This window comes from Testudinibacter sp. TW-1 (assembly GCF_050613185.1).
In the GTDB taxonomy this organism is placed as follows: domain Bacteria; phylum Pseudomonadota; class Gammaproteobacteria; order Enterobacterales; family Pasteurellaceae; genus Chelonobacter.
Genome location: NZ_CP192511.1, coordinates 1,972,403 through 1,996,450, shown reverse-complemented (window position 1 = coordinate 1,996,450; position 24,048 = coordinate 1,972,403). Strand labels below are relative to the sequence as shown.

At 48.5% G+C, this 24,048-nt stretch carries 21 protein-coding genes and 2 tRNA genes; 5 read left to right on the top strand and 18 right to left on the bottom strand.

Features of this window, described 5'->3' with window-relative positions:
* Positions 1 to 12: 12 nt before the first annotated feature.
* From rffC to wecA, 5 genes are read right to left on the bottom strand one after another with little or no spacing between them, the layout of a single operon-like run.
* Complete coding sequence (rffC, locus tag ACQ31U_RS09550) at positions 13 to 732, bottom strand: dTDP-4-amino-4,6-dideoxy-D-galactose acyltransferase (RefSeq protein WP_431051508.1); 720 nt, start codon at positions 730 to 732, stop codon at positions 13 to 15.
* 13 nt (positions 733 to 745) lie between these two features.
* The gene (gene wecC / locus ACQ31U_RS09545) at positions 746 to 2,017 is read right to left on the bottom strand and encodes a UDP-N-acetyl-D-mannosamine dehydrogenase (RefSeq protein ID WP_431051506.1); all 1,272 of its coding nucleotides are present in this window, start codon (positions 2,015 to 2,017) and stop codon (positions 746 to 748) included.
* 1 nt (position 2,018) lies between these two features.
* A complete protein-coding gene (gene wecB, locus ACQ31U_RS09540; protein ID WP_431051504.1) occupies positions 2,019 to 3,158 on the bottom strand; it encodes a non-hydrolyzing UDP-N-acetylglucosamine 2-epimerase in 1,140 nt (379 codons plus the stop codon).
* Positions 3,151 to 4,101, bottom strand: a complete 951-nt coding sequence (locus ACQ31U_RS09535) for a Wzz/FepE/Etk N-terminal domain-containing protein (protein WP_431051502.1) — start codon at positions 4,099 to 4,101, stop codon at positions 3,151 to 3,153. Before ACQ31U_RS09535 ends, wecB begins: the two co-directional genes overlap by 8 nt.
* Before the next feature lie 29 nt (positions 4,102 to 4,130).
* On the bottom strand, positions 4,131 to 5,207 hold the full coding sequence (wecA, locus tag ACQ31U_RS09530) for a UDP-N-acetylglucosamine--undecaprenyl-phosphate N-acetylglucosaminephosphotransferase (protein ID WP_431051500.1): 1,077 nt from the start codon (positions 5,205 to 5,207) through the stop codon (positions 4,131 to 4,133).
* Between the two features lie 211 nt (positions 5,208 to 5,418).
* Here wecA and hemL point away from each other — a divergent pair, with 211 nt between their 5' ends.
* Positions 5,419 to 6,702 carry a glutamate-1-semialdehyde 2,1-aminomutase gene (gene hemL / locus ACQ31U_RS09525; protein ID WP_431051498.1) on the top strand — a complete coding sequence of 428 codons (1,284 nt, stop codon included), beginning with the start codon at positions 5,419 to 5,421 and terminating at the stop codon, positions 6,700 to 6,702.
* An 83-nt stretch (positions 6,703 to 6,785) separates the two neighbouring features.
* On the opposite strand, the gene ACQ31U_RS09520 is transcribed toward hemL, so the two are convergent.
* The 10 genes from ACQ31U_RS09520 to mltA form a co-directional block, all read right to left on the bottom strand.
* Positions 6,786 to 6,871 (bottom strand) — tRNA-Leu (locus ACQ31U_RS09520).
* Between the two features lie 13 nt (positions 6,872 to 6,884).
* Positions 6,885 to 7,226, bottom strand: a complete 342-nt coding sequence (secG, locus tag ACQ31U_RS09515) for a preprotein translocase subunit SecG (RefSeq protein WP_431051496.1) — start codon at positions 7,224 to 7,226, stop codon at positions 6,885 to 6,887.
* Between the two features lie 163 nt (positions 7,227 to 7,389).
* On the bottom strand, positions 7,390 to 9,342 hold the full coding sequence (locus tag ACQ31U_RS09510; RefSeq protein WP_431051494.1) for a DNA topoisomerase III: 1,953 nt from the start codon (positions 9,340 to 9,342) through the stop codon (positions 7,390 to 7,392).
* Positions 9,343 to 9,434: 92 nt separating this feature from the next.
* A complete protein-coding gene (locus ACQ31U_RS09505) occupies positions 9,435 to 11,399 on the bottom strand; it encodes an LTA synthase family protein (protein ID WP_431051492.1) in 1,965 nt (654 codons plus the stop codon).
* Between the two features lie 88 nt (positions 11,400 to 11,487).
* Positions 11,488 to 12,213 (bottom strand): monofunctional biosynthetic peptidoglycan transglycosylase, encoded by a 726-nt coding sequence (mtgA, locus tag ACQ31U_RS09500; RefSeq protein ID WP_431051490.1) that lies wholly within the window; start codon positions 12,211 to 12,213, stop codon positions 11,488 to 11,490.
* Positions 12,214 to 12,216: 3 nt separating this feature from the next.
* Complete coding sequence (trpR, locus tag ACQ31U_RS09495; RefSeq protein WP_431051488.1) at positions 12,217 to 12,498, bottom strand: trp operon repressor; 282 nt, start codon at positions 12,496 to 12,498, stop codon at positions 12,217 to 12,219.
* Between the two features lie 28 nt (positions 12,499 to 12,526).
* On the bottom strand, positions 12,527 to 14,494 hold the full coding sequence (locus ACQ31U_RS09490; protein WP_431051486.1) for a transglycosylase SLT domain-containing protein: 1,968 nt from the start codon (positions 14,492 to 14,494) through the stop codon (positions 12,527 to 12,529).
* A gap of 103 nt (positions 14,495 to 14,597) precedes the next feature.
* The gene (znuA, locus tag ACQ31U_RS09485) at positions 14,598 to 15,698 is read right to left on the bottom strand and encodes a zinc ABC transporter substrate-binding protein ZnuA (RefSeq protein WP_431051484.1); all 1,101 of its coding nucleotides are present in this window, start codon (positions 15,696 to 15,698) and stop codon (positions 14,598 to 14,600) included.
* 18 nt (positions 15,699 to 15,716) lie between these two features.
* The gene (gene tcdA / locus ACQ31U_RS09480) at positions 15,717 to 16,508 is read right to left on the bottom strand and encodes a tRNA cyclic N6-threonylcarbamoyladenosine(37) synthase TcdA (protein ID WP_431051482.1); all 792 of its coding nucleotides are present in this window, start codon (positions 16,506 to 16,508) and stop codon (positions 15,717 to 15,719) included.
* Between the two features lie 6 nt (positions 16,509 to 16,514).
* The gene (gene mltA / locus ACQ31U_RS09475; RefSeq protein WP_431051480.1) at positions 16,515 to 17,612 is read right to left on the bottom strand and encodes a murein transglycosylase A; all 1,098 of its coding nucleotides are present in this window, start codon (positions 17,610 to 17,612) and stop codon (positions 16,515 to 16,517) included.
* A gap of 239 nt (positions 17,613 to 17,851) precedes the next feature.
* On the opposite strand from mltA, the gene ACQ31U_RS09470 reads away from it, so the two are divergent.
* Positions 17,852 to 17,928 (top strand) — tRNA-Met (locus ACQ31U_RS09470).
* A gap of 133 nt (positions 17,929 to 18,061) precedes the next feature.
* Here the strand turns inward: ACQ31U_RS09470 and ACQ31U_RS09465 are convergent.
* Together ACQ31U_RS09465 and mpl are read right to left on the bottom strand one after the other, a co-directional pair.
* A complete protein-coding gene (locus ACQ31U_RS09465) occupies positions 18,062 to 18,271 on the bottom strand; it encodes a cold-shock protein (protein WP_431051478.1) in 210 nt (69 codons plus the stop codon).
* Positions 18,272 to 18,495: 224 nt separating this feature from the next.
* Positions 18,496 to 19,860, bottom strand: coding sequence for a UDP-N-acetylmuramate:L-alanyl-gamma-D-glutamyl-meso-diaminopimelate ligase (gene mpl / locus ACQ31U_RS09460; protein ID WP_431051476.1), 1,365 nt, complete (start codon positions 19,858 to 19,860; stop codon positions 18,496 to 18,498).
* A gap of 175 nt (positions 19,861 to 20,035) precedes the next feature.
* Here mpl and fbp point away from each other — a divergent pair, with 175 nt between their 5' ends.
* Both fbp and ACQ31U_RS09450 read left to right on the top strand, forming a co-directional pair.
* Positions 20,036 to 21,040: a class 1 fructose-bisphosphatase gene (fbp, locus tag ACQ31U_RS09455; protein ID WP_431051475.1), complete on the top strand. Its 1,005-nt coding sequence runs from the start codon at positions 20,036 to 20,038 to the stop codon at positions 21,038 to 21,040.
* Between the two features lie 81 nt (positions 21,041 to 21,121).
* Positions 21,122 to 21,634: a hypothetical protein gene (locus ACQ31U_RS09450; RefSeq protein ID WP_431051473.1), complete on the top strand. Its 513-nt coding sequence runs from the start codon at positions 21,122 to 21,124 to the stop codon at positions 21,632 to 21,634.
* A gap of 77 nt (positions 21,635 to 21,711) precedes the next feature.
* Here the strand turns inward: ACQ31U_RS09450 and ACQ31U_RS09445 are convergent, their stop codons facing one another.
* The gene (locus ACQ31U_RS09445) at positions 21,712 to 22,056 is read right to left on the bottom strand and encodes a YegP family protein (protein WP_431051471.1); all 345 of its coding nucleotides are present in this window, start codon (positions 22,054 to 22,056) and stop codon (positions 21,712 to 21,714) included.
* 205 nt (positions 22,057 to 22,261) lie between these two features.
* Between ACQ31U_RS09445 and ycaO the strand changes: the two genes are divergently transcribed.
* A complete protein-coding gene (gene ycaO, locus ACQ31U_RS09440; protein WP_431051469.1) occupies positions 22,262 to 24,022 on the top strand; it encodes a 30S ribosomal protein S12 methylthiotransferase accessory factor YcaO in 1,761 nt (586 codons plus the stop codon).
* The last annotated feature ends 26 nt before the right edge of the window (positions 24,023 to 24,048 follow it).

The following is a 24,048-nucleotide window of genomic DNA, read 5'->3' as shown; positions in this document are numbered from 1 at the left end:
ATCTCTTATTATTTAACGATAGAACCAGTATGCGACTTGCGCAATCTTGCCCGATTGTTGGTACAACTTGATCGCTGCCTGATTGCCGCTCTGGGTGGCAATCCAAAGTTGTTGCCGTTGCCGTTGCGCGCTCCAATCAACCGCACTTTGCACCAATTTTTTCGCCACGCCCTGCCCTCTGGCATTTTCGGCAACCGCCAACAAACCGACGCGGGCATTTTCCGTATCGACCGAACGCACACTGACGGCACCTTGAATGCTGCCGTCGGCGCCACGCTGCACTAAACATACGTCATCAAACTGTGCCGACACCGCTTTGCCAATCCAAGTGCGGTAGAAAGTGCGGTTTTGTTGCGCACTAAACCACGGCTGGCGAAAACGGCTGAGTTGGAATGCGTCTCCGAATAAATTTTCTAATTCGTCCAAATCACGGTCATTTGCGGTTTGCAATTCGTTCCGAGCTGATTTGGTTTCGGACAATGGCAAACAAAAATCCAATTCGCCCTCGACAAACTGAAACCCCAACTGCTGCAAGCGGTGAATCCGCTCGGCTTGATCGGCATGGATTTTACATTGTACCAGTTCAAACGGGGCAAAGACCGCACTTTCATTGCCTTGTACGGTGTGCGGCGCGGCATTTTCACCGCCGGTAAACTGTAAGCGACCGATTTCCATTGCGAAAAAGTCGCTTTCCCAGTCATTGCGTGTCAACTTGAAATGCGTACTTTCCATAAGCTTATCCCGATTAAGCGCGCCAAATGCCGCGCGTATCAATCACCCATTTCTGAGTAATGACGTTTGCACTGACGGCTTTAAATTGTTGATGATCAACCAATAACACCAAAATATCGGCGTTTTCCAATGCGCTGTCGAGGCTTGCCAATTCGACTTTTTGCTGTAACTGCGCCGATAATTTTTCGATATTCGGCTCAACCGCCAACACCTTGCCGGCGTGCCAATCGGCTAATTCGGCGGTGATTTCCACTGCCGGACTTTCGCGCAGATCATCAATATCCGGTTTGAACGCCAAACCTAAACAGGCAATGGTAATCTCTGAGGCTTTGCAGTTGCGCTCGGTCACGGCTTCGGCAAGGGCTTTTTTCACCTGTTCGATCACCCAGTGCGGTTTATAATCGTTCACCTCGCGCGCGGTGCGGATCAAGCGTGCCTGTTCCGGGCTTTGTGCCACGATAAACCACGGATCGACCGCGATACAATGTCCGCCGACGCCTGCGCCCGGTTGCAAAATATTCACCCGCGGATGGCGGTTCGCCAATTTAATCAATTCCCACACGCTGATGTTGAGGTGATCACAAATCAATGATAATTCGTTGGCAAAGGCAATATTGACATCGCGGAAGCTGTTTTCGGTCAGTTTGCACATCTCGGCGGTGCGCGCGTTAGTGACGATACACTCGCCTTGCACAAACAATTTATACAAGCGTGAAGCCTGTTGCGCACAGGCATCGGACAAGCCGCCGATCACGCGGTCGTTGGAAAACAGTTCCTGCATAATTTTGCCCGGCAAGACGCGTTCAGGGCAATACGCCAATTTAATATCCGCTTGATCGCCCGCTTGCGACGGGAAGGTCAAATCGGGACGCAATTCCGCCAACCATTTTTCCACTTGTTCGGTGGCGCCGACCGGCGATGTCGATTCCAACACCACCAAGTTGCCTTTTTGCAGCACCGGCGCAATGCTTTTCGCAGCCGATTCCACATAACTCAGATCAGGCTGGTAGTGATCTTTAAACGGGGTCGGTACGGCGATGAGAAACGCATCGGCAGGCAGCACTTTGGTACTGGCGGTTAATAAGCCGTTTTCAACCGCACTTTTCACCGCCACATCCAAATCCGGCTCGACAATATGGATTTTGCCTTGATTAATCGTATCCACCGCATAACGGTTTAAGTCTACGCCCAGCACGCGTTTGCCACTACTGGCAAATGCCGTTGCCGTTGGTAAACCGATATAGCCCAAGCCGATCACCGAAATGGTATTAAATTCTGTGTTCATATTACTCTGCTCTTAAAAAATGTTTAATTGCGTTGACGATTCTGTCACACGCCTTGCCGTCGCCATAGGGATTATTGGCACGCGCCATGCTTTGATAATGCTGCGTATCGCCTAATAAACGTTCGACCTCGCTGATAATTTTATGCGGATCGGTGCCGACCAAGCGAACAGTGCCGGCTTGAACCGCTTCCGGGCGTTCAGTGGTGTCGCGCATAACCAACACCGGTTTGCCCAACGACGGCGCTTCCTCCTGAATACCGCCGGAATCAGTCAAAATCAGATAAGCGCGGTTCATCAGATAAACAAACGGCAAATAATCTTGCGGCTCAATCAAAAAGACATTATCAATCCCTTGCAGCCAGCGTTCGACCGGCTCGCGCACATTCGGATTCAAATGCACCGGATAAACAATCTGCGCTGTCGGGTGATTGTTTGCCAGGGTTGCCAAACTCTGACAAATTCGTTCAAAACCTGCGCCAAAGCTTTCGCGCCGATGTCCGGTCACCAGAATCAGTTTTTTCTGCGTATCTAAAAACGGATAGCGTTGCGCCAATTGATCGGCAAGTGCGGTATCCGCCGCCAGTTTGCGTTTCACCCAAAGCAAGGCGTCAATCACCGTATTACCTGTGACAACAATATTTTCCGTTGGTTTATTTTCTGCCAATAAATTCTGTTGCGAGCTTAACGTCGGTGCGAAATGATAGCTGGCGATTGCGCCGGTCAAACAACGGTTGCCTTCTTCCGGCCATGGGGAATAGATATTACCGGTACGCAAACCCGCTTCCACGTGCCCGACTCGGATTTGTTGGTAATAACACGCCAAACTGGCGGCAAAGGTCGTGGTGGTATCGCCGTGCACCAACACCAGATCCGGTTTGAATTCCGCCAGCACCGGTTTTAATTCCTGCAGGATCCGCACACTGATGTCGGTCAAATCCTGCCCGGCTTGCATAATATTCAGATCATAATCCGGCACCAACTCAAACAGTTGTAATACCTGATCCAACATTTGCCGATGTTGTGCCGTCACGCACACTTTGGCTTCGATCTGCGGCTCACGCGCCAAGGCTTGTGCCAGCGGTGCCATTTTGATCGCTTCCGGACGCGTGCCGAAAACCGTCAATACTTTTAATTTAGCCATGTTCTTTTTCCGCTCCCGGTTGTAAGTGCGCTTGTCTGCGAGAGAAATCCCTTAATGCCAAGATAACCGCAAAAGCACAACCGAATAACAGTGCGGCAAATGCGGCGCTCAACATCCATAACACCGGATTCGGACTATATGGCGCAAGCGGTTGCACCGGCGTTTTCAAATAATGAAATGCATTGAATTGATTATCCAACGGCTGCACCGAAGTCATCATCGCCAACTTACTCTGCCACACGGACGCAGGCACTAGCTGCCCTTGCTGATCTTGCCCGAGTTGATTATCGGCTGCCAACGTAATGCGATCAAACAGGTTCTTCCATTTGGCAATTAAGTTGCCATATTCCATTTGGCGGGTGCTGAGATTGGCATACCGAATAAACGCATTCAATAATTCCGCGGCTTGTTTCGGATTATCCAAGGTGAGTTCGATTTTATCATTGCTATTGTTGCGCGCATTGCCTTCAGTGAAGTGAATGCCGGCAATCAGGCTTTCCAGCAACGCCTCGTCATGCGCGCGATCGCCATTCATCATTTGTTTGTAATAATCACTGTTCAGCCAGAAATTTTTTAGCACATCATAGGCTTTCACTTGCTGTTTAAACTGTTGGTAAATCCCTTGGGTCAAGCTGTTTTCAACCGCACTTTGCACCGTTTCGCCGGCGTTGCCCACGCCGCCTTTAGCGTCAACCAACTGATACATATTATACAGCGCATAATAATTGCCCAACTCACTCTCTTTCGGCGCCTCAACATAGGCTTCGGCGCGCCACGACGGCTTGATCGCAAATTGGGTTACCACATAAGCAACCGCACTTGCCACCGCCATCAGTAATAAAATCAGCCAACTTTTACGTAATAAAATCTTGGCAAACGCCAATAAATCCAAGTGTTCAATCAGTTGCGGCTGTGGCGCCGCCTTTGGTAATGTCTCTGACATAAAAAAAGATCCTTTTTTATGGAGTGTCATCAAATCTGACGACTTTTTTTGCTGCGCAAGGTGCGGCGACGCATTCTTTTGATAAAGCGGGTCACCCGCCAAGCGCGTGTAATCGAATAGTAGTAGACGAAAAACAGCAGGATAAATAATCCGAACATCAGCCATTCGTCAATGTAGTAGATTTCGCCCAGAATACCGAACCCGGCAAATAACGCGGCAACGAGGGTAATCAACAATAAGGCTTGGCGCGAACTTAATCCGGCGCGCATTAATAAATGGTGCAAATGCAAGCGATCCGGACGGAACGGGCTTTTGCCTTTGCGCAGACGACGGAAGATCACCGCCGCCATATCAATCAACGGAATCGCGATCACCCAAAGTGCGGTTACCGGATTGATCGGGTGTCCGCTGCCTTGCGTACTGAACAGCAAAATCCAAATCACGGTAAAGCCGATCAAGGTACTGCCGGAATCGCCCATAAAGACTTTATTTTTCACTCCGAACACCCCGAGGTTAAACAGCGCATACGGCGCAATCACCAAGATCAAGGCAAAACACCACATAGCTAAATTGATCTGCCCGTCGAGTAACATCAACAGCGCGACCGCACCAAAAGTGACGCTCGACAAACCGCCGAGCAAACCGTCAATGCCGTCGATCATATTAAACGCATTGATCACCGCCAAGGTGATCAACACCGTCACAATAAAAGATAACGAGCCTAAGCGCAGCTGGAACGGCCCGATAATTTGTCCGAGCGAGGCTAATTCCAGATGGGCATAATGAATCATCAAGCCGGCGAGCACAATTTGGATAGCTGCGCGTAAAAACGGGCTGATGTCGAAGCGGTCGTCAAACACACCGACCGCCAACAATACCGTCACGCAAAACAGATAAAGATAAGGAAAGCGCATTTCGTTCCATTGCAACAGATAGAAACTGAGATTGCCAATAAACAGCGCAAGCCCGCCAATCAACGGAATCGCACCTTGATGGCGTTTGCGGTAATTGGGCTTATCGACCAAGCCGACTTTTTGCGCCGCAGGGCGAATAAGAATAAGCGCACTAAATGAAACGATAAAAGGCAGTAATAACGATAACCACATATAAAACGTCATTTTCCGGGATTAAAATCCATATTTCGTGGTTTAACAACCACTTTGCTAAAAACAACCCGCTTATTTTAGGCTGTCCTAAATTGGCAAAGAATAGCATAAGATAAATTCAGCCGATAATCTTTTTTTATTTCTGCGTAAAAAAGATTAATTTCAAGTACAATATCCGACTGAATTGATTGCAAATAATAGGAACAATATCATGACACATTCCGAACAACTTTTCCAACAAGCCCAAGCCGTAATTCCCGGCGGCGTGAATTCGCCGGTGCGCGCGTTTAAAGGTGTGGGCGGCACACCGTTATTTATCGAAAAAGCCGACGGCGCCTATATTTATGATAGCGACGGCAAACACTACATTGATTATGTCGGCTCTTGGGGGCCGATGATTTTAGGGCACAACCACCCGGCAATCCGCAATGCGGTGATTGAAACCGCGCAAAAAGGCTTGAGCTTCGGCGCGCCGACCGCACTTGAGATCGAATTGGCGCAACTGGTATGCAAACTCGTGCCGTCAATCGAAATGGTGCGCATGGTCAGCTCCGGCACCGAAGCCACCATGTCGGCAATCCGCTTGGCGCGCGGTTATACCGGACGTGATAAACTTATCAAGTTCGAAGGCTGCTATCACGGACACGCTGACGCATTGCTGGTCAAAGCCGGTTCCGGCGCACTCACCTTAGGGCAACCAAGCTCCCCGGGCGTGCCTGCCGATTTCACCAAACACACCCAAGTTTGCCAATACAATGATCTGGATTCGGTCAGACAAGTATTCGAACAGTATCCAAACGACATTGCTTGCATTATCGTGGAACCGGTTGCCGGTAATATGAATTGCGTACCGCCGAAAGACGGCTTTTTACAAGGCTTGCGCGAACTGTGCGATCAATATGGCGCAGTCTTCATCATCGACGAAGTGATGACCGGCTTCCGCGTGGCGCTGGGCGGGGCACAAGCGTATTACAAGGTGAAACCGGATCTCACCTGTTTAGGCAAAGTCATCGGCGGAGGTATGCCGGTCGGCGCATTCGGCGGCAAAAAAGAGATTATGCAACACCTTGCGCCAATCGGACCGGTTTATCAAGCCGGAACCTTATCCGGCAACCCGATTGCGATGGCGGCGGGGCTTGCCTGTTTAACCGAGCTATCCAAGTGCGGTAACGAACGGAAATTAGCCGACTTAACCCGTCAGCTTGCCGAAGGTTTGAAACAACGCGCGGCAAAACATCACATTCCGTTAGTCGTGAATGATGTCGGCGGCATGTTCGGTATCTACTTCACCGATCAAGCGGAAGTCAGCAGCTATCAACAAGTCATGGCGTGCGACAGCGAACGTTTCAACCAATTCTTCCACGCCATGTTGCAACAAGGGGTTTACCTCGCCCCGTCTGCGTTCGAAGCTGGTTTTATGTCGTTGGCACACAGCACAAGCGATATTGAGAAAACCCTCGCTGCGGCAGAAATCTGTTTTGCACAGTTGAAATAATTCGATGAGCCGTGGTATCAGTCCACGGCTTTTATCCTGTTTAAACAAACAAAAACGGCAATCTCTCGATTGCCGTTTGTTTTTGGTGCTCTGGGCGGGACTTGAACCCGCACATCCTATGGACACTACCCCCTCAAGATAGCGTGTCTACCAATTCCACCACCAGAGCGTTTAACTGTTTATTATTGAGGAATATCGCTGTTAGCCGGAACCTCTAACGCAGGGATTGCATTTTGTTGTTCCAATTTTTGCGCTTCGTTGGTTAAGTCATCAAATGTACCGGCCGGTGCTTGACGGTGGGTATTGATATTGCCGATCACCAACGCAATAATGAAGAACAAAATCGCCAAAATCGCCGTGCTGCGTGATAAAAAGTTAGCGGAACCGGCGGCACCGAAGATTGTGCCTGACGCACCGGAGCCGAAAGAAGCGCCCATATCCGCGCCTTTGCCTTGTTGCAATAACACGAAGCCGATTAAGGCAACGGAAACCACGATATAAGCAATAATTAAAATTTCGTACATAATTCTCTACACTGGTTATTTAGTCGTTGTGCCGATTGATATGCCCCGTCATTGATTTTATTGATGACAAAGCGAAAATAATTAAATTTAACCTGCGCATAGTAGCGAAAGCCTGAAATCCGTGCAAGTTTATTTTGTGAAATCGGCTTTAACTGACTTAATTTCAATCAACCGCGACCGCACTTGCGCTTTTCGCCGTGGTTTTTGCCGCTTTTTTCGCACGACTGCTTTTGGGTTTGCCGCTTTTCGCTTGCGCACTGACTTGGTTGAGCAAACGCAATGATTGAAAGCTGTATTGGTGCAACATTTGCGGTAACGTTGTCAGCAATTGTTGCATAAATTGCTGATAACTTGCCTGCTTGCGGCTGATACCGTCCAGTTGCGATTCCCAATGCGCGGTCATGTCCGGCAAAGTGGCACTTTCCGGTAGGGCTTGGATTAAAATCCGCCCGGCGTCGGTGCTGACGATGGCTCGCCCTTTTTTCATGATAAAACCGCGCTTAAACAGCAATTCGATAATTCCGGCGCGCGTGGCCTCTGTGCCTAATCCGTCGGTTTCACGCAGGATTTTTTTCAATTCTTTATCTTGCACGAAACGCGCAATCCCGGTCATTGCCGACAACAAAGTTGCGTCGCTGAACGGTTTCGGCGGTTGCGTTTTTTTGCTGACGATTTCGCCTTTTTCACACTGCAACACCTCGCCTTTTTTCACTTTCGGCAGCGGCGGCTGTTGGTTTTCATCTTGATCCTCTTTGCCTAACAACTGTTTCCAACCGGCGGTTTGCAAGCCGCGCGCCTGTGCCGAGAATTGACCACCGGCAATTTCCAAACCGATTTTGGTTTTGCGATATTCGGCGTCGGGGCAGAATTGAAACAGGTACTGGCGTGCGATTAAGTCGTAAATCTGCTGCTCGGTTTGCGACAACGCAAGCGGTTTTTTATTGGCAGTCGGGATAATGGCATGGTGCGCTTCGACTTTTTTATCGTTCCAACAACGGTTGCGCTGATTCGGATTAACAATCTCCGGCACGCTTTGATAGCGCTGGCTATGCGCTGAAACCGCCCCCAATACCGCACTTCGCTGGGCAAAATGCTCCTCCGGCAGATAGCGGCAGTCGGAGCGCGGATAGGTAATCAATTTATGCACTTCATATAAACGCTGGCAGGTGTCCAACACCTGTTGCGCCGATAAGCCGTAACGCTTACCCGCGTCAATCTGCAACGCCGATAACGAATACGGCAAGGGTGCGGTTTCTTTCTCTTGGGTATCGCTGTATTGGGTGACCGTCGCCGGCTGCCCTGTGATACGTTTCACCACATTTTCCGCCAACGGCAATGACAAAATCCGCCCGTTGTCGTCTTGGTAATCCTCACAGGCTTTGCTCGGCTGCCAAAGTGCGGTAAAGGTTTGCGCAGGCTGATCGTTGGTTCGAATATGCGCCAGCACTTCATAAAAATCTTTCGGTTGGAAATGTTCGATCTCCAGATCACGACGTACAATCAAGCCCAACACCGGTGTTTGTACCCGCCCGACCGATAACACGCCGTTATAACCGGCTTGTCTGCCGCGAATGGTGTAAGCGCGCGTCATATTAATCCCGTACAGCCAATCGGCGCGGGCTCGCGCCAATGCCGAAGTGGCAAGCGGAATAAAATCCCGGTTGGATTGCAGTTTTTGGATCGCGCGTTCAACCGCACTTGGGTTGAGATCGCTGATTAAACAGCGTTGGATTTGGCTGCGTTTTTGCTCGCTCAAACCGGCATAACTAAACACTTCGTCCACCAGCAGTTGCCCTTCGCGATCAGGGTCGCCGGCGTTAACCAGTTGATCCGCTTGTCGGATCAGTTTCAGCACCACATTCAGCTGTTTGGCTGTGCTCTGCTTTGGATTGAGTTGCCACTGTTCGGGAATGATCGGCAGGTGTTCCAGCCGCCATTGTTTGAAATCGGGGTTATAGGCATCCGGCTCGGCTTGCTCGAGCAAATGCCCGATACACCAGGTTACATAGTCGTCCGCACCGCACTTGATAAAGCCGTCGCCGCGCTGTTGCGGTTTCGGCAACACATCGGCAATCGCACGTCCTAGACTGGGTTTTTCGGCAATAAAAAGTCGCATAATAAATAGAAGTTAAGATAAAAGCAAAAGTGCGGTAAAAGGCAAATTCTACCGCACTTTCGTTACTTCTGCCATGTTGCTTTTGTCGGAAATTATTTCACTTCACGTTTTTCCGCTGCGACAGGCGGCAATTTATATAAACGGTTTTTATAACTGTAACTGCCCCACAAAGCATACGCCAACGCTTCTTTTGCCGATTGCGGATTCAAGTCGCTTGCCGTCAATTGTTGCGTTTGCGGATCATACCGGAAGCCTTTTGCTGCGATATTCGGTTGCAAAATCGTCACTTCATCGCCTTTCATGTATGCCAAATTCTTATCGAATTGCATTAATGCCCGATTGGGATCCGCCGCTTGCGTCAAATCATAACCCCACATCGGATGTTCGCCGCTGATTCCCGCTAATGACAACAAGGTGGTCGGTAAATCGATCTGGCTGACTAAGCGGGAATCGCGCCGCGGTTCTACGCCTTCCCCCAAAATCAATGCCGGAATGTGGAAATTTTGAATCGGCACCAACGCCGCCCCTGCGGCGCGGGAATCATGATCCGCCACCACTAAAAACAGCGTATCTTGCCAATAATCGGATTTTTTAGCTAATTCAAAGAAGTAGCCCAAGGCAAAATCGGCATATTTGGCGGCGTTATTACGCGTCTGCTTCGGTTGTTCATACAACTCAATTTTATTATCAGGAAACTCAAACGGATCGTGGTTGCTGGAGGTGAACACCAAGCTGAAAAACGGCTGTCCGTCTTTGTTCCATTCGTTGAATTTTTCATTGGCTTTATCGAACAGATCTTCGTCGCTCATGCCCCATGTGGCGACAAATTTCGGATTTTTGTAATCGGCTTGATCGACAATCGTTTCAAAGCCGTTACCGTAGAAAAAGCCCGCCATATTATCAAAATGCTTTTCACCGCCGTAAATAAACGAGGTATGGTAGCCCTGCCGTTTCAATAATTCGGCAATATTGAAAAAGCCGTTTTGACTGCCGGGCAGTTTGACCACCGCTCTTGCCGGTGTCGGCGTGAAACCGGAGGTGACCGCTTCAATGCCACGCACCGAACGGGTGCCGGTGGCATACAGATTTTCAAATAACCATCCCTGCTGCGCAAGTTGATCAAAGTGCGGGGAAAGGGGTTTGCCACCGAGCGTGCCGATAAATTGTGCTCCCAAGCTTTCTTGCAAGATAATCACGATGTTTTTCGGCTTACCTTGATAGCTGGCTTGGTTAAAGGTTAAGGTCGGAATATCCGAGTTAAGATAGTCGCCGTCCGCCCTGCCACGCGAGGTTTTCAGGGTGTGTAACACTTCATCAAACGGCATTTTGCCGTAAGTTTCCGAGGATTTATCTTCATCTTTCATCTGCTGCAATGCAAACAACACCGAATAGCCGGAGTTCAGCACCAGCGAATTGACCAAACCATCGGAAGAAAACGCCACCATTGACGGATTGATCCCGCGATGTTGTAAACTGGAGCGCGCACCGATAAACACTAATCCCGCCACCAACAGGGCGATCAGCGGACGAAAACGCCAACGGAAATCATGTAAATTTGTGGTCACGCGTTTTGCCAAGCGCCAATACAACCAGGTCAGCGCAATCGACAGCGCCGGAACCGACACCAACGACAACAAATGCCCGTTCGCCAACATGGTGAACACTTCTTTCGGATTGACCAAATATTCGATAAACAGGCGGTTCGGGCGGAAATCGTAGGTCGCGATAAAATCCGGCGTTGAAGCCTCCATAAACAGAATGAACACGCTGCCCGCCGTCAGCACCACGCGCAACAGCCACAAATAGGCACGCCCCAATTTATTATCGGAAATCAGCAATACGCTTAACAGCGCAAACAAGCCAAACAACCAACACAGCGCCACAATGTCAATCCGCACGCCTTGCAACAGCAATTCCGTCCAACCGTCGACCGCACTTACCCGCTCGTGCTGCCACACGGCAAGCCCGATACGGCTAAGGGAAAGGATAATCAGATTAACAAAAAAGAAGATGACCGCGGGATACAGCGGTCCGAAAAATTTTTTAAGATGAGACATTTAGTTGCCTTTAGTATTAATAAAAATAAAGAATGCAATTTAGAGTGTGAATTTTTGCGAAAGTTCGTGTCCTTTAGCTTATTTTCGATTAGGACAGTTTCTTTAAAAATGCCTTGCCGCCCAAAGCATTAATCTGGCGCATAATCCACAGTTGTTTACGTTGCAACGTTGCCGACGGTTTATTGACTTTATATACGATCGGATTGGGCAACACTGCCGCCAATAGCGCGGCTTCGTTGAGATTCAGCTGTACCGCCGATTTGTTGAAATAATGTCGTGCCGCAGCTTCCACCCCGAAAATACCGTCGCCAAATTCAGCGATATTCAGATACACTTCTAAAATCCGTTTTTTATTCCACAACGTTTCGAGCAACAAAGTAACCGGCACTTCAATCCCTTTGCGCAGCCAACTCTGTCCGTGCCATAAATAGAGATTCTTGGCAGTTTGCTGTGAAATGGTCGAACCGCCGCGCGTGCGATTTGAATTGGCGTTATCATCCAACGCAGACCGGATCGCGTCAAAATCCAAGCCGAAGTGTTGATCAAAGCGTTGATCTTCGGCGGCAATCACCGCCATTTGCATTTGCCAGCTGATCTTGTCGAGACCGACCCAATCGTATTTTAGCCGATAGGAAAAATCGGCACGCAGCCAGTGGGAAAGCTGCTGTTGCGCCATATAGGCGGAAAACGGCAGCGGCACAACCCGTAAAAGTGCGGTCAGCACCAGCCCGAACAGGACAAAACGCCAAGCCCATTTGCATAACCGTTGCCGCCATTGGCTGCGCCCAAAGCGTTTTCTAAGCCGCTTAATCATCACTTAATGTTGTTGCAACCATTGTAAAAATTCATCGGGCATGGTTTTCAGCATATTCGAGCCGCGCGTAATGGTGGCGGCGCTAGTGTTGAGTTGTTGCTGAATTTCACGTTGCGACAGCGCCTTCTCCAATAACGCATCAACGATTTTCACCCGCAATCCAACCGCGTCACGTTCGTCAGACGTCAATAATAACGTTAATAGCGCTTCTTCCCGTCCGTCACGAAAAGCGGCGCGCAGCAGTTCGATAAAATCCTGCCATTGCTGTTGTTTTTGCTTCGCCATATGATCCTCCGCTAAAAATACTATTGCACTAGTATAAGCGATCAGTTTCGCTTTTGGCGAATTTTATTAACGGTTGCTGCGTTAACATGCGGTAATAATAATCAAAGGTCAGCACATTTTGCACATAACCGCGCGTTTCATAAAACGGAATGGTGGCAATAAATTCCGCCATGCTTAAACGCCCACCGGATCGCGCCAGCCACCGCTCGACACGACTGCTGCCGGCATTATAGGCGGCGGCGATAAAAATCCGGTTTTCGCCGAAACGGTCTGCCAGTTCCTGCAAATGCTGCGTGCCGAGCATAATGTTATCAAAAGCCTGAAACAACTGGCGTTCATTGTTATACGGCAACGCGAATTTATCGGCGGTGGCCTTCGCCGTACTTGGCAATAACTGCATTAAACCGCGCGCGTTAGCGTGTGATTGCGCCCGCACGTCCCAAGCACTCTCTTGACGTGCAATCGCCATCGCAAAACTTTGCGGCACCCACTTTCCCTGCAAATTCAGCTCAAACCAGAGCGGATATGCCAACGGCAGACGTTGCGCCAGATAGCTCCAGGCTTTGGCTTGAATCGTCGCTTGCACGCCGAATTCATACCAGTGTTTTTGATTGGCATACTCTGCCAATGCGATTTGCCGTGCTTTATCGCTTTGTGCCAACAAGGCTAACCACGCCTGCTTTGCTTGGTCAAATTGGTTGATCGCCAAAAATTCGTCGATTTGGCGCAAAGCCGGTTGGGCGGATTGCAGCTGCGTTTCCGCTTCGGTCGGGTTTAATATGTCAAAGTGCGGTTTATAATCCAGCTTAAGTTGTTCCGCTGCCAACATCGGATAAAATCCGCGCTCCTTTGCCAAGCCTTGCCATTGCCGCTGCGCCTGTGCCGTTTTGCCTTTTTTATCATCATTAAAGGCTTGCCAAAAACGCCACTCTTGTTGGTTTTTACCGTTAGTCGATAATAAATTCAGCCACGGTTCAAGATCCTGCTGCGCCAAAATTGCCAAACGAATGCGGCGTTCGGTCAGATTGTCTTGCTGTAATAACCGCACTTGTTGATCGCGCCATTGCTGAATTTGCGGATTCTCGGAATCAAACAGTTTGCTGACTACCGCAGCGCGCCAACCGTTTAATTGGCCTTGATCCAAACCGAAACGCGTCCCCCATTGTTGATATTCGGCAAACGGATCCGCAGGATTAAATTGGGTTTCATGCTGCCGTTGAATATAACGGGCAAAGCTTTGATTGACAATCGCACGGTTTTGCGGATTAAGCGCCGCCGTTTGCACAAACAAGCTCAGCGTTTGCGGATTGCTGTGCAATTCCACCAAGCTTTCCAGCCAGTTGGTCAACACCACATCATCGCTTTGATTGCGCAAATGGCGCAATACGCCGTCGCTGCCTTTTTCAAAGGCTAACAATGCGCGCGCACGCACGTTATCATCGCTTTGCTGCCCCGCAGTTTGCCATAAATGAAAAATATCATCACACGCCGACGGCAATGAACCGCCGTTTAGCCACAACTTGCCGACCGCTTGCCAAAGTGCGGTTTGCGCCGGTTCATTTTGGTTTTCCGCCGCTCTGGCTTGTGCGGAAAAATGGATACAACGCGAAATCAGATCGTTCGGCGCAACTGCGGAAAACTGTAAAATCCCTTGCCAATCCTGCCGTTTTTGCAAGGTTTGATACCAAGTGCGGTCAAGATTCTGCCGTTGCGCCAGTTCTGGATATTGCAGGGCGAATTGGCGGATCTTTTCCGCGTTCAATTGTTCGCTATCACTGATTAAACGTTGATATTGCAGGTATGGCAGCAGCGGATAATCGGGCAATTGTTCGATTAATTTATCCACCAATGCAAACTGTTTTTTCTCCGCCGACAACGGCAATAAACTTTCCGCTTTGCGGTAAATCTCGCGCTGCTGTTCGAGTGATAAACCATTCGCTAACAGCGGGGAACTCAAAGCAAACGTGGTGATTAACGCGATAATGTTATTTTTCATGTCTGTTCCCGGTAATAATCCAGCCAATAAATTCATTCATAAAAACAAAAACACCTTGCACAATGCAAGGTGTTAGACCATTCAAACCTGAAAAAAGTTTACTTTATTTCTGCGCTAAACACCCGCTGAAACTATCGGCAAGCGATTGCAGGTATTCCGTGTAAGCGGTTTTGCCGATTGCGATTTTTTCGCCCATCGGATCAAGCACGCCCAATTTTACCCCGGTGCTTTTATGCAGCATTTCTAGCAAACGCGGCGTAAATTGCGGTTCGGCAAACAGGCATTGTGCCTTGTGCGCCTGAATATCCGCTTTGATCTCGTTCAGCGTTTTCGCGCCCGGCGCTACGGCAGGATTAATCGTGAATGCGCCAAGATGATTTAAACCGTATTGGCGTTCAAAATAACCGTAGGCGTCATGGAAAACGTAATAACCGGTTTGCTTCACTGGATCAAGCTGGGTTTTCAGCTGTTGTTGTTTTGCAGCAACGTTCTGCTTAAATTCCGCTAAATTCCGGTTAATCAAATCCGTTTTATTCGGATAATCCTGTGCCAAGCGTTGTGCTATTTGCTCGGCAATTTTTTCACTGATCTCGCCGGAGAACCAGACGTGCCAATCGGTTTCCAAACCACCGTGGGCGTGATCGTGATGATCATGGTCATGATCGTGTGCATCATCATTTCCCGGCGGTCCATCATGATCGTGGTTGTGGTCGTGGTTGTGGTCGTGGTTGTGGTCGTGGTCGTGGTCGTGGTCGTGGTCGTGGTCGTGGTCGTGGTCGTGGTCGTGGTCGTGGTCGTGGTCGTGGTCGTGGTCGTGGTCGTGGTCGTGGTCGTGGTCGTGGTCGCCATCAGCGTGCACGTGTAATGCCTCGCCTAGCAACTGTTGAATATTGTCGATTTTATCAATCTGCAATACTTTTGCCGCCGCTAAACGTCCAATACTCTTGCTCAAAAACGTTTCCATATCCGCACCAATCCACACCACCAGATCCGCTTGCTGCAATTTTTGCAAATCAGACGGACGCAGATGGTAATCATGCGGCGAAGCGCCGGTCGGCAATAACACCTGCGTGCCGGTTACGCCGTCAGCAATTGCTGCGGCGATAAAACCGAGCGGTTTCACCGTGGTGATCACGTCTGCCTGGGCAGTATAGGCAATGGTTGAGAGGAGCACGCCTGCCAGCGATTTATTTATTATTTTCATGCTTTTTCCTTGTTAAGATTAGGGGATTATCCCCGATTGGTTTGCCGGTTGCCGTAACAGCTTTTCCAGCACTCTGGCAACAGCAAAAAACCCGAAGGTCGCCGTCACCATCGTTGCCGCGCCGAATCCGTTGGCACAATTCATGCTGGCGGAGACGTGGCAATCACCTTCCACTTTGGGAAAGATGAGCGGTTGGGTCGAAAACACGCAATCGACCCCGAATTTTCGTTTTGGATTTTGAGTGAAATTGTACGTTTTACGCAACAGCGACCGCACTTTTGCCGCCAGCGGATCTTGAACAGTACGGCTTAGATCGGCAATTTGAATTTGGGTCGGATCGGTTTGCCCGCCTGCGCCGCCGGTGGTAATCAATTTGATTTTATGGCGTTTGCAATAAGCAATCAGTGCGGCTTTGACTTTCACACTGTCGATTGCGTCAATCACATAATCGAATTCGCTGCTGATATAGTGCGATAGATTTTCCTGCGTCAAAAAATCGTCAATCACCGTCACCTGACATTGCGGATTGATTTGGGTGATCCGCGCTTGCATGGTGTCGGTTTTTAATGCGCCGATATTATCGCTTAACGCATGGATTTGGCGATTGACATTGGTCACGCAAATATCGTCCATATCAATCAAGGTCAGTTTGCCGACCCCGCTGCGCGCCAGCGCTTCCACCGCCCACGAACCGACCCCGCCGATCCCGACCACGCAAATATGTGCCGCCTGTAAACGTGCCAGTTCAGCTTGTCCGTATAAACGCCCAATGCCGCCAAAACGGCGCTCGTAATTATCAATTCGTTCCATGTGTTGTTAATTCAATACCCAAGCGCGGCCATAGTGTTTCAAAAATCCGGCGGTTTGACCGGCTTTATCGCCGATACCTTGATAGAGATCGAAGTGTTGTCCCTTAATCGCACCGCCAACGTCAAGCGCCACCACCAGGCGCAAATCATGCTGTCCCGTCCAATTGCCCTGACTGTCAAGCCGTGGCATTTCGACCAACACAATGCTGCCGAGCGGAATAATGTTTTTGTCCACTGCAATTGAGGATAAACCGATCAGTGGTACTCCGGCCGCGCCTTTCGGTTTATCGGTCAGATCGACTTTAAAATAGATATAAGAGGCATTGCGTTCCAACAACGCTTGAAAGCGGGACGGATTGCGTTCCCCCCATTCTTTGATCGCCTGCATCGACATTTTTTCTTTCGGGATCTCCCCGTCTTCCACCAATAAACGCCCGACGGCGGTGTACTGATGCCCGTTTTGCCCGCCATAGGCGAAATGGGTCAGCTTACCGTTGCCCATATCCATAAAACCACTGCCCTGCACCCCCATCGCAAACACATCGTACATGGTGCTGTAAGCCAGTTCTAAGCCTTGCCCGTTCAAAGCGCCGTTATAGATCTCGGCACGACTATAACGTTTGTTTTTCGGCAAAGCATAAACCGGATGTTGATACCGGCTGTTCTTAGTCGCGCTACCATGAAAAACCGGGATATAGTAACCGGTCATTAGCACGTTTTGATAGCCGTCTTCACCACTGAGCTGTTTTAAATTCAAGCCGAAATCGGTTAATTGATTCACATCCCCGCCGGAAAGCACCCAATTGGTGATTTTGCCGTAAGTGCCCGCATGGCGGTTGACCAAATTACTCGAATAAGACCGCACTTCGGATAATTGGGTTAAAAAATCCCCTTGATTGATCACACCGCTTTTATTCGCCACCTGAGAAACAGGAAACAAATATTGGTTCGGGCTGACATAGCTGCGTCCTTGGTAAACCGCACCTAGCTTTTCACGTTCCGCACGTTCGTTATAAGCATTACCGGTTTGCGTCGGCGATGATCCGCAAGCTGATAAGAATACCACTGTGGCTGTCACTACACCGAGTTTAAAATTAAATTTCATAAAATCCGTCTATATTTCTGTAATGAAAGAAACCCGTATCTCAGGGGCGGATACCTTAGCAAAAAACGGCTAAAAAATACAGGGCATATGACGCTTGTTTCTTGAATAAAAAAGCGGCACACAAAGTGCGGTTTTGCCGCAAAAACACGCGCAATGCCGATTTTTTAAACGCTTGAAAAAAAATTATCAAAACAGGCTTGCGTTCTATTAAAAAAAGCGTATAGTACGCCACTCACAGACGCGGGGTGGAGCAGCTTGGTAGCTCGTCGGGCTCATAACCCGAAGGTCGTTGGTTCAAATCCAGCCCCCGCAACCAGATTCTTAAAAGCACCTTTCGAGGTGCTTTTTTCATTTGTAAACCGCACTTTGCCACCGCCGACAAGCCGAAACAACAGCCAATAAAAAAGCCGCCACAAGGGCAGCTTTTAAAAATTCGATAAGTCAGCTCATTAAGCAACGACAGTTACATTCTCAGCTTTTTTACCACGTTGATCATCAACAATATTGAAAAGCACAGCTTGGCCTTCTTTTAATGTGCGGAAACCTTCGCTTTGGATTGCCGAGAAGTGTACGAATACGTCTTCGCCACCTTCAACTTGTAAAAAACCAAAACCTTTAGTTTCGTTAAACCATTTTACGGTTCCTTTTGCTTGAGACATTGCTACATCCTAAATAAATAATTAAAAAAATCTTACCTTACAACACTACAACCAAACCAGATTTGATTTTCATGACATGGTAAATCTTGTGCTACTCAAAGAGCGGTAGAATAGTACCAACATAAACTAGAAATTACACGTTTTATTTTCGATATTTCAAAAATATAGCGTTTTAATTCCGATAATGTGAAAAAGGTCACATTATTACCATTACTTTTTCTAATTTAAGCCGCTAACTTATCGAGTAACTTTTGGTGAATACCGTCAAAACTGCCGTTGCTCATAATTAAAATATGATCACCGGCTTGCGCTTCAGCCGCAATCAGCTCGATCAACAACTCGATATTGCCGCTCCACTTCGTCGGCACGGTCGATTTCTCGGCAATTTCCGCCACTTCCCACGGAATATTGTCCGGCTGCAACAAAAAGACATAATCCGACTTCACCAATGACGCCGCCAATTCATTTTTATGCAAGCCCATTTTCATGGTATTGGAACGCGGCTCTAACACCGCCAAAATCCGTTTCGCGCCGCCGACGCGATCACGCAAGGCCGAAATGGTTGCGCTAATTTCCGCCGGATGGTGGGCAAAATCATCATATACGGTGATGTCTTTCACTTTCCCTTTCACTTCCAAGCGACGATTGGTGTTGATAAATGTCGCCAACGAAGCACAAGCCTGTTCAACCGGCACGCCGGCACGGTATGCTGCGGCAATCGCCATTAACGCATTGTGCATGTTATGCTCGCCAAACACCTCCCATGCCACTTCCGCCGCTTTTTGCCGCTGGTGGTAAACGGCAAAATGGCTGCTGTCTTGCGAAATTTTTTGTGCAAACCACTCTTCGTTTTCGCCTAAGAATTGCTGTTCGCTCCAACAGCCCATGTCCAACGTCTGTTTGACCGTGACATCGTCTTGTGCCGACAACACCAAGCCCGATTGCGGAATAATCCGAATCATATGGTGGAATTGACGCTGAATCGCCGCCAGATCATCGAAAATATCCGCATGATCAAAACCGATATTGTTAATAATCAAGGTATTCGGGTTGTAATGCACAAACTTGGAACGCTTGTCAAAAAATGCCGTATCGTACTCATCCGCTTCAATCACAAAATACGGACTGTCGCCCAATTGCGCCGAGGTGGCGAAATTGCCGGTTACGCCGCCGATTAAAAAGCCGGGATTCAAGCCGTTATCGGCTAAAATCCATGCCAAAATGCTGCTGGTGGTGGTTTTGCCGTGCGTGCCGGACACCGCCAATACTTTGCGCCGACGCAATAAATTGTCATGCAGCCATTGCGGGCCGGAAGTATAAGGAATGGCGTGATCCAACACATATTCCACACACGGATTGCCGCGCTTCATCGCATTGCCTATGATCACCATATCCGGTTGCGGATTAAGCTGCGCCGGATCGTAATTCGGGATAATCTCAATCCCGCTCTTTTGCAAAAACGTGCTCATCGGCGGATAGACATTGACGTCCGATCCCGTGACGTTATATCCCATTTGGCGCGCAATAATCGCCACGCCGCCCATAAAGGTGCCACAAATCCCCAAAATATGGATATGTTGTTGTTTCATATTCGTTAACCGCTCTTTTATCAATTAAAATGTGGTTGAGATCACAACTTGCACGCTGCCGGCAAACGTCAACGCAAATGACTGTTATAATATCAACCACATAAAGCCTGCCGATTATACAATAAAATATCACAGGTTTCCGTTTAATTATTCTATTTATCGTACTGGGGGAAAAATGAAAACATTAGGCGAATTTATCGTTGAAAAACAGGCGGACTATCCGAATGCCAGGGGCGAATTGAGTGGCATTTTATCGTCTATCCGTTTAGTGGCAAAAATTATTCATCGTGACATTAATAAAGCCGGATTGACCAATGACATCATCGGCAACTCCGGCGTGGAAAATGTGCAAGGCGAAGCACAGATGAAGTTAGACGCTTTCGCGCACGAAAAAATGAAGGCCGCCTTGATTGCCCGTGACGAGGTGGCGGGTTTCGGCTCGGAAGAGGAAGAAAACTTCGTAGCGTTTGATACCGAACGCGGCCGCAATGCCAAATATGTAATCCTCACCGATCCGCTCGACGGCTCGTCCAATATTGACGTCAATGTGGCGGTCGGCACCATTTTCTCGATTTATCGCCGTATTTCGCCAATCGGCACTCCCGTCACGTTGGAGGATTTTTTACAACCGGGACATAAGCAGGTTGCCGCCGGCTATATCGTTTACGGCTCCTCCACCATGCTGGTTTACACCACCGGCAACGGTGTCAACGGCTTCACCTATGATCCGTCGTTAGGGGTATTTATTCTTTCCCACGAAAATATCAAAATTCCGCAAAACGGCACTTGCTACTCGATTAACGAAGGCAACTATTTGAAATTCCCGATGGGCGTGAAAAAATACCTGAAATATTGCCAAGAAGAAGACGACGGCACCAAACGCCCTTACACCTCGCGTTATATCGGCTCGTTGGTGTCCGACTTCCACCGTAATTTGCTGAAAGGCGGCATTTATATCTATCCGACGTCCACCCATTATCCGCTCGGCAAACTGCGTTTATTATACGAAGGCAATCCGATGGCATTTTTAGCCGAACAAGCCGGCGGATTGGCGAGCGACGGCTACCGCCGCATTCTGGATATTGAACCGACCGAGTTGCACCAACGTATTCCGTTATTTGTCGGTTCAAAAAATATGGTGGAAAAAGCCACTCAATTTATGTCAGAATACCGAGAGTAATAAGTGCGGTTCTCCCCGCAATTTACGGCATAATGTAGATTGCCGTTGACTTTCTACATTATGTTGTCAGGTAAACTCAGGATGAATGTACTCTTTAAATACGGTTCTATTTTTATTGCGATGATCGCCTTAATTATCGGTTCGGCATTGTTCAATATCAATGTCGGCAATAGCAAAGCGACAGAACACACCATTTTGTCTTATGCTTCGCCCAATTCGCCGTTACTGAATGAATTTAAATCACGCGTCAACCTGAGCGGACCGGAGTATTTTTTAACGACCGATCAAAGCGAAACCAACTTGCTACTGCGCTACCAAATCAAGGTGACCTCACAAAAGCCAATCCATTCGATCGAATGGCTGACGCTGTATACCTATCAAGGGCATATTATTTTTAATAAAGAATTCCAAGTGGTGTTTAATTCCGGCATGGATCAGAATCAAACCCGTAGCGTGGATTTTATCTTCCCGATTGAGGCGATTTCACGCCATAATCGGATTTTCTTCCTTTCTCCCAATCCGGAAATCGAAGTGTTGACCCTGCCGCAAAACATCCAATATCTGGACGGCGGGCGCTTGGAAGTGCCGTATTAAGCGCAACTAAATGCAACAAAAAAGTGCGGTCAGATCACCGATCATAACCGCACTTTTGGTATATGCTATAAAACAACCTACTCTTCCGCCGTTTTATCCTTAATCACGCTACTCGCCGCATTACGTGCGACCGACGCAATCCCTTTTTTAGCAACGGCTTCCGAACTGTAATATTGACTGCGACCGATTTCTTGATGGTTCTTCGCTTTCAAAATAAAATACGGTTTGCCGTTTTTCGCCACCCGAATTTCATACGCCGTTTCGTCAGCCCCGTTTTTTTGTACAGAGGCAATACCATTTTCCGCCGCCGCACGGGTTTTATACAGCTCACTGGTCAGGATCACCTGGCTGTTTGCCGCTTTCAGATTAAACATAAACTGTCCGTCTTTTGCCACTTTTAATTCATACCAACCTTGTGCCATAACATTTTCCTCGCTATTGACTAACTGATTCATTTTGAAATCGCAAATTTCAAAATGCCCTTGTTAGCATAAATTTTTTACAATAAATTTCAATCGTTTTTTGCTTAAAAATAACGCTTTATCACAAATGTTTCTTGCCGAAAGTGCGGTTGTTGCCTATTATGCGGCAACAATGTCAATTTTTTCCCGCTAATAAGAGAATACTATGCCACAACAAACTTATATCACCGGCAAAGACGCCGCCCTAGAAGACAGTATTCACCGCTTTCAAAGCAAATTAACCCAACTGGGTTTCAATATCGAAGAAACCTCATGGTTAAATCCCGTACCGAATGTGTGGTCGGTGCATATTCGCGATAGCGATTGCCCGCAATGTTTCACCAACGGCAAAGGCGCAAGCAAAAAGGCCGCACTGGCTTCCGCCTTGGGCGAATATTTTGAACGCCTTTCCACCAACTATTTTTTCGCCGATTTCTTTTTGGGAACAAAGATTGCCAACGGCGATTTCGTGCATTATCCGAATGAAAAATGGTTTAAGATTGAAGATGAAGATCAATTACCGCAAGGTATTTTAGACGACTATTTGCAACAGTATTACAATCCGAACCAAGAACTGACACCGGAACAACTGATCGATCTGCAATCCGGCAATGGTGAACGCGGCATTGTCGCCATGCCGTATGTGCGCCAACGCGATCAGCAAACGGTGTATATTCCGCAAAGCATTATCGCCAACTTATACGTTTCCAACGGTATGTCCGCCGGCAACAGCCAAAACGAAGCGCGGGTGCAAGGTCTATCGGAAGTGTTTGAACGCCATGTGAAAAACAAAATTATCGCCGAAGCGATCAGCCTGCCGGAAATCCCAAGCGAGGTCATTGCACGTTACCCTTATATTCAAGAAGCGATTGCGACCTTAGAACAAGAGGGCTTCCCTATTTTAGCCTACGACGCCTCCCTTGGCGGCAAATATCCGGTGATTTGTGTGATTTTGCTCAATCCGAACAACGGCACTTGTTTCGCCTCGTTCGGCGCGCACCCGAACTTTAAAGTCGCATTGGAGCGCACCGTCACCGAGCTGCTGCAAGGGCGCAGTTTGAAAGATTTAGACGTGTTCACCCCGCCGTCATTTGACAATGCTGACGTTGCCGAGCACGCCAACCTAGAGACCCATTTTATTGACTCCAGCGGTTTGATCTCGTGGGATCTGTTCAAACAAGACAGCGATTACCCGTTCGTCGATTGGGATTTTTCCGGCACCACCGAGCAAGAATTCGACAACCTGATGTCAATCTTTAACGCCGAACAGAAAGAAGTCTATATCATGGACTACAACCATTTAGGTGTGTATGTCTGCCGCATTATCGTGCCGGGCATGTCGGATATTTATCCGGCGGACGATTTGATTTACGCCAATAACAATATGGGCATGGAATGGCGCGAAATCCTGTTGGATCTACCGCACTTTCATCATGAGCGCGACACTCACTTAGAACTGCTCGACGAGTTAGACCAACAAGGCATTGACGATTTCACCCGCGTACGTGAATTTATCGGTATCGTCGCCCCACCGAAATCCGGCTGGCAAACCTTGCGTATCGGCGAGTTAAAATCCATGCTCTATCTGGCTTGCGGCGATTGGGGAAACGCATTGCTGTGGGCGAATTGGACGCTCGATACCACCTCCTCGGTGTTTACCGCCGAACGCAATAACTACTACCGTTGTTTAATTCAATCCTTAGAATTGCATTTAGACAGCGAGCGCGATCCGGCGCAATATTTTGCTGCATTCTGTCGTTTATACGGTGAAAGTGCGGTCAATGCCTGTTGGAGTGCGATCAACGGCGGCAATCCGTTCTATGATTTAATCGCCGGGGATGAAACCCTGAGCAACTTCGCCGCCCATCAAAAATTATTGGCTGCCTACGACAAACTGCAACAAGCCAAAGTGCGGTATTGGGCATAAATTATCCCTTCCGCCCTTCGGATCTC

Coding starts and splice junctions, on each gene's coding strand:
- fbp (WP_431051475.1), top strand. CDS start 20,036: ATGAAAACATTAGGCGAATTTATCGTTGAAAAACAGGCGGACTATCCG.
- tcdA (WP_431051482.1), bottom strand. CDS start 16,508: ATGGAACGAATTGATAATTACGAGCGCCGTTTTGGCGGCATTGGGCGT.
- rffC (WP_431051508.1), bottom strand. CDS start 732: ATGGAAAGTACGCATTTCAAGTTGACACGCAATGACTGGGAAAGCGAC.
- ACQ31U_RS09535 (WP_431051502.1), bottom strand. CDS start 4,101: ATGTCAGAGACATTACCAAAGGCGGCGCCACAGCCGCAACTGATTGAA.
- wecA (WP_431051500.1), bottom strand. CDS start 5,207: ATGTGGTTATCGTTATTACTGCCTTTTATCGTTTCATTTAGTGCGCTT.
- ACQ31U_RS09510 (WP_431051494.1), bottom strand. CDS start 9,342: ATGCGACTTTTTATTGCCGAAAAACCCAGTCTAGGACGTGCGATTGCC.
- wecB (WP_431051504.1), bottom strand. CDS start 3,158: ATGGCTAAATTAAAAGTATTGACGGTTTTCGGCACGCGTCCGGAAGCG.
- ycaO (WP_431051469.1), top strand. CDS start 22,262: ATGCCACAACAAACTTATATCACCGGCAAAGACGCCGCCCTAGAAGAC.
- ACQ31U_RS09465 (WP_431051478.1), bottom strand. CDS start 18,271: ATGTCTCAAGCAAAAGGAACCGTAAAATGGTTTAACGAAACTAAAGGT.
- ACQ31U_RS09505 (WP_431051492.1), bottom strand. CDS start 11,399: ATGTCTCATCTTAAAAAATTTTTCGGACCGCTGTATCCCGCGGTCATC.
- mpl (WP_431051476.1), bottom strand. CDS start 19,860: ATGAAACAACAACATATCCATATTTTGGGGATTTGTGGCACCTTTATG.
- hemL (WP_431051498.1), top strand. CDS start 5,419: ATGACACATTCCGAACAACTTTTCCAACAAGCCCAAGCCGTAATTCCC.
- trpR (WP_431051488.1), bottom strand. CDS start 12,498: ATGGCGAAGCAAAAACAACAGCAATGGCAGGATTTTATCGAACTGCTG.
- mltA (WP_431051480.1), bottom strand. CDS start 17,612: ATGAAATTTAATTTTAAACTCGGTGTAGTGACAGCCACAGTGGTATTC.
- ACQ31U_RS09450 (WP_431051473.1), top strand. CDS start 21,122: ATGAATGTACTCTTTAAATACGGTTCTATTTTTATTGCGATGATCGCC.
- wecC (WP_431051506.1), bottom strand. CDS start 2,017: ATGAACACAGAATTTAATACCATTTCGGTGATCGGCTTGGGCTATATC.
- znuA (WP_431051484.1), bottom strand. CDS start 15,698: ATGAAAATAATAAATAAATCGCTGGCAGGCGTGCTCCTCTCAACCATT.
- ACQ31U_RS09445 (WP_431051471.1), bottom strand. CDS start 22,056: ATGGCACAAGGTTGGTATGAATTAAAAGTGGCAAAAGACGGACAGTTT.
- ACQ31U_RS09490 (WP_431051486.1), bottom strand. CDS start 14,494: ATGAAAAATAACATTATCGCGTTAATCACCACGTTTGCTTTGAGTTCC.
- secG (WP_431051496.1), bottom strand. CDS start 7,226: ATGTACGAAATTTTAATTATTGCTTATATCGTGGTTTCCGTTGCCTTA.
- mtgA (WP_431051490.1), bottom strand. CDS start 12,213: ATGATTAAGCGGCTTAGAAAACGCTTTGGGCGCAGCCAATGGCGGCAA.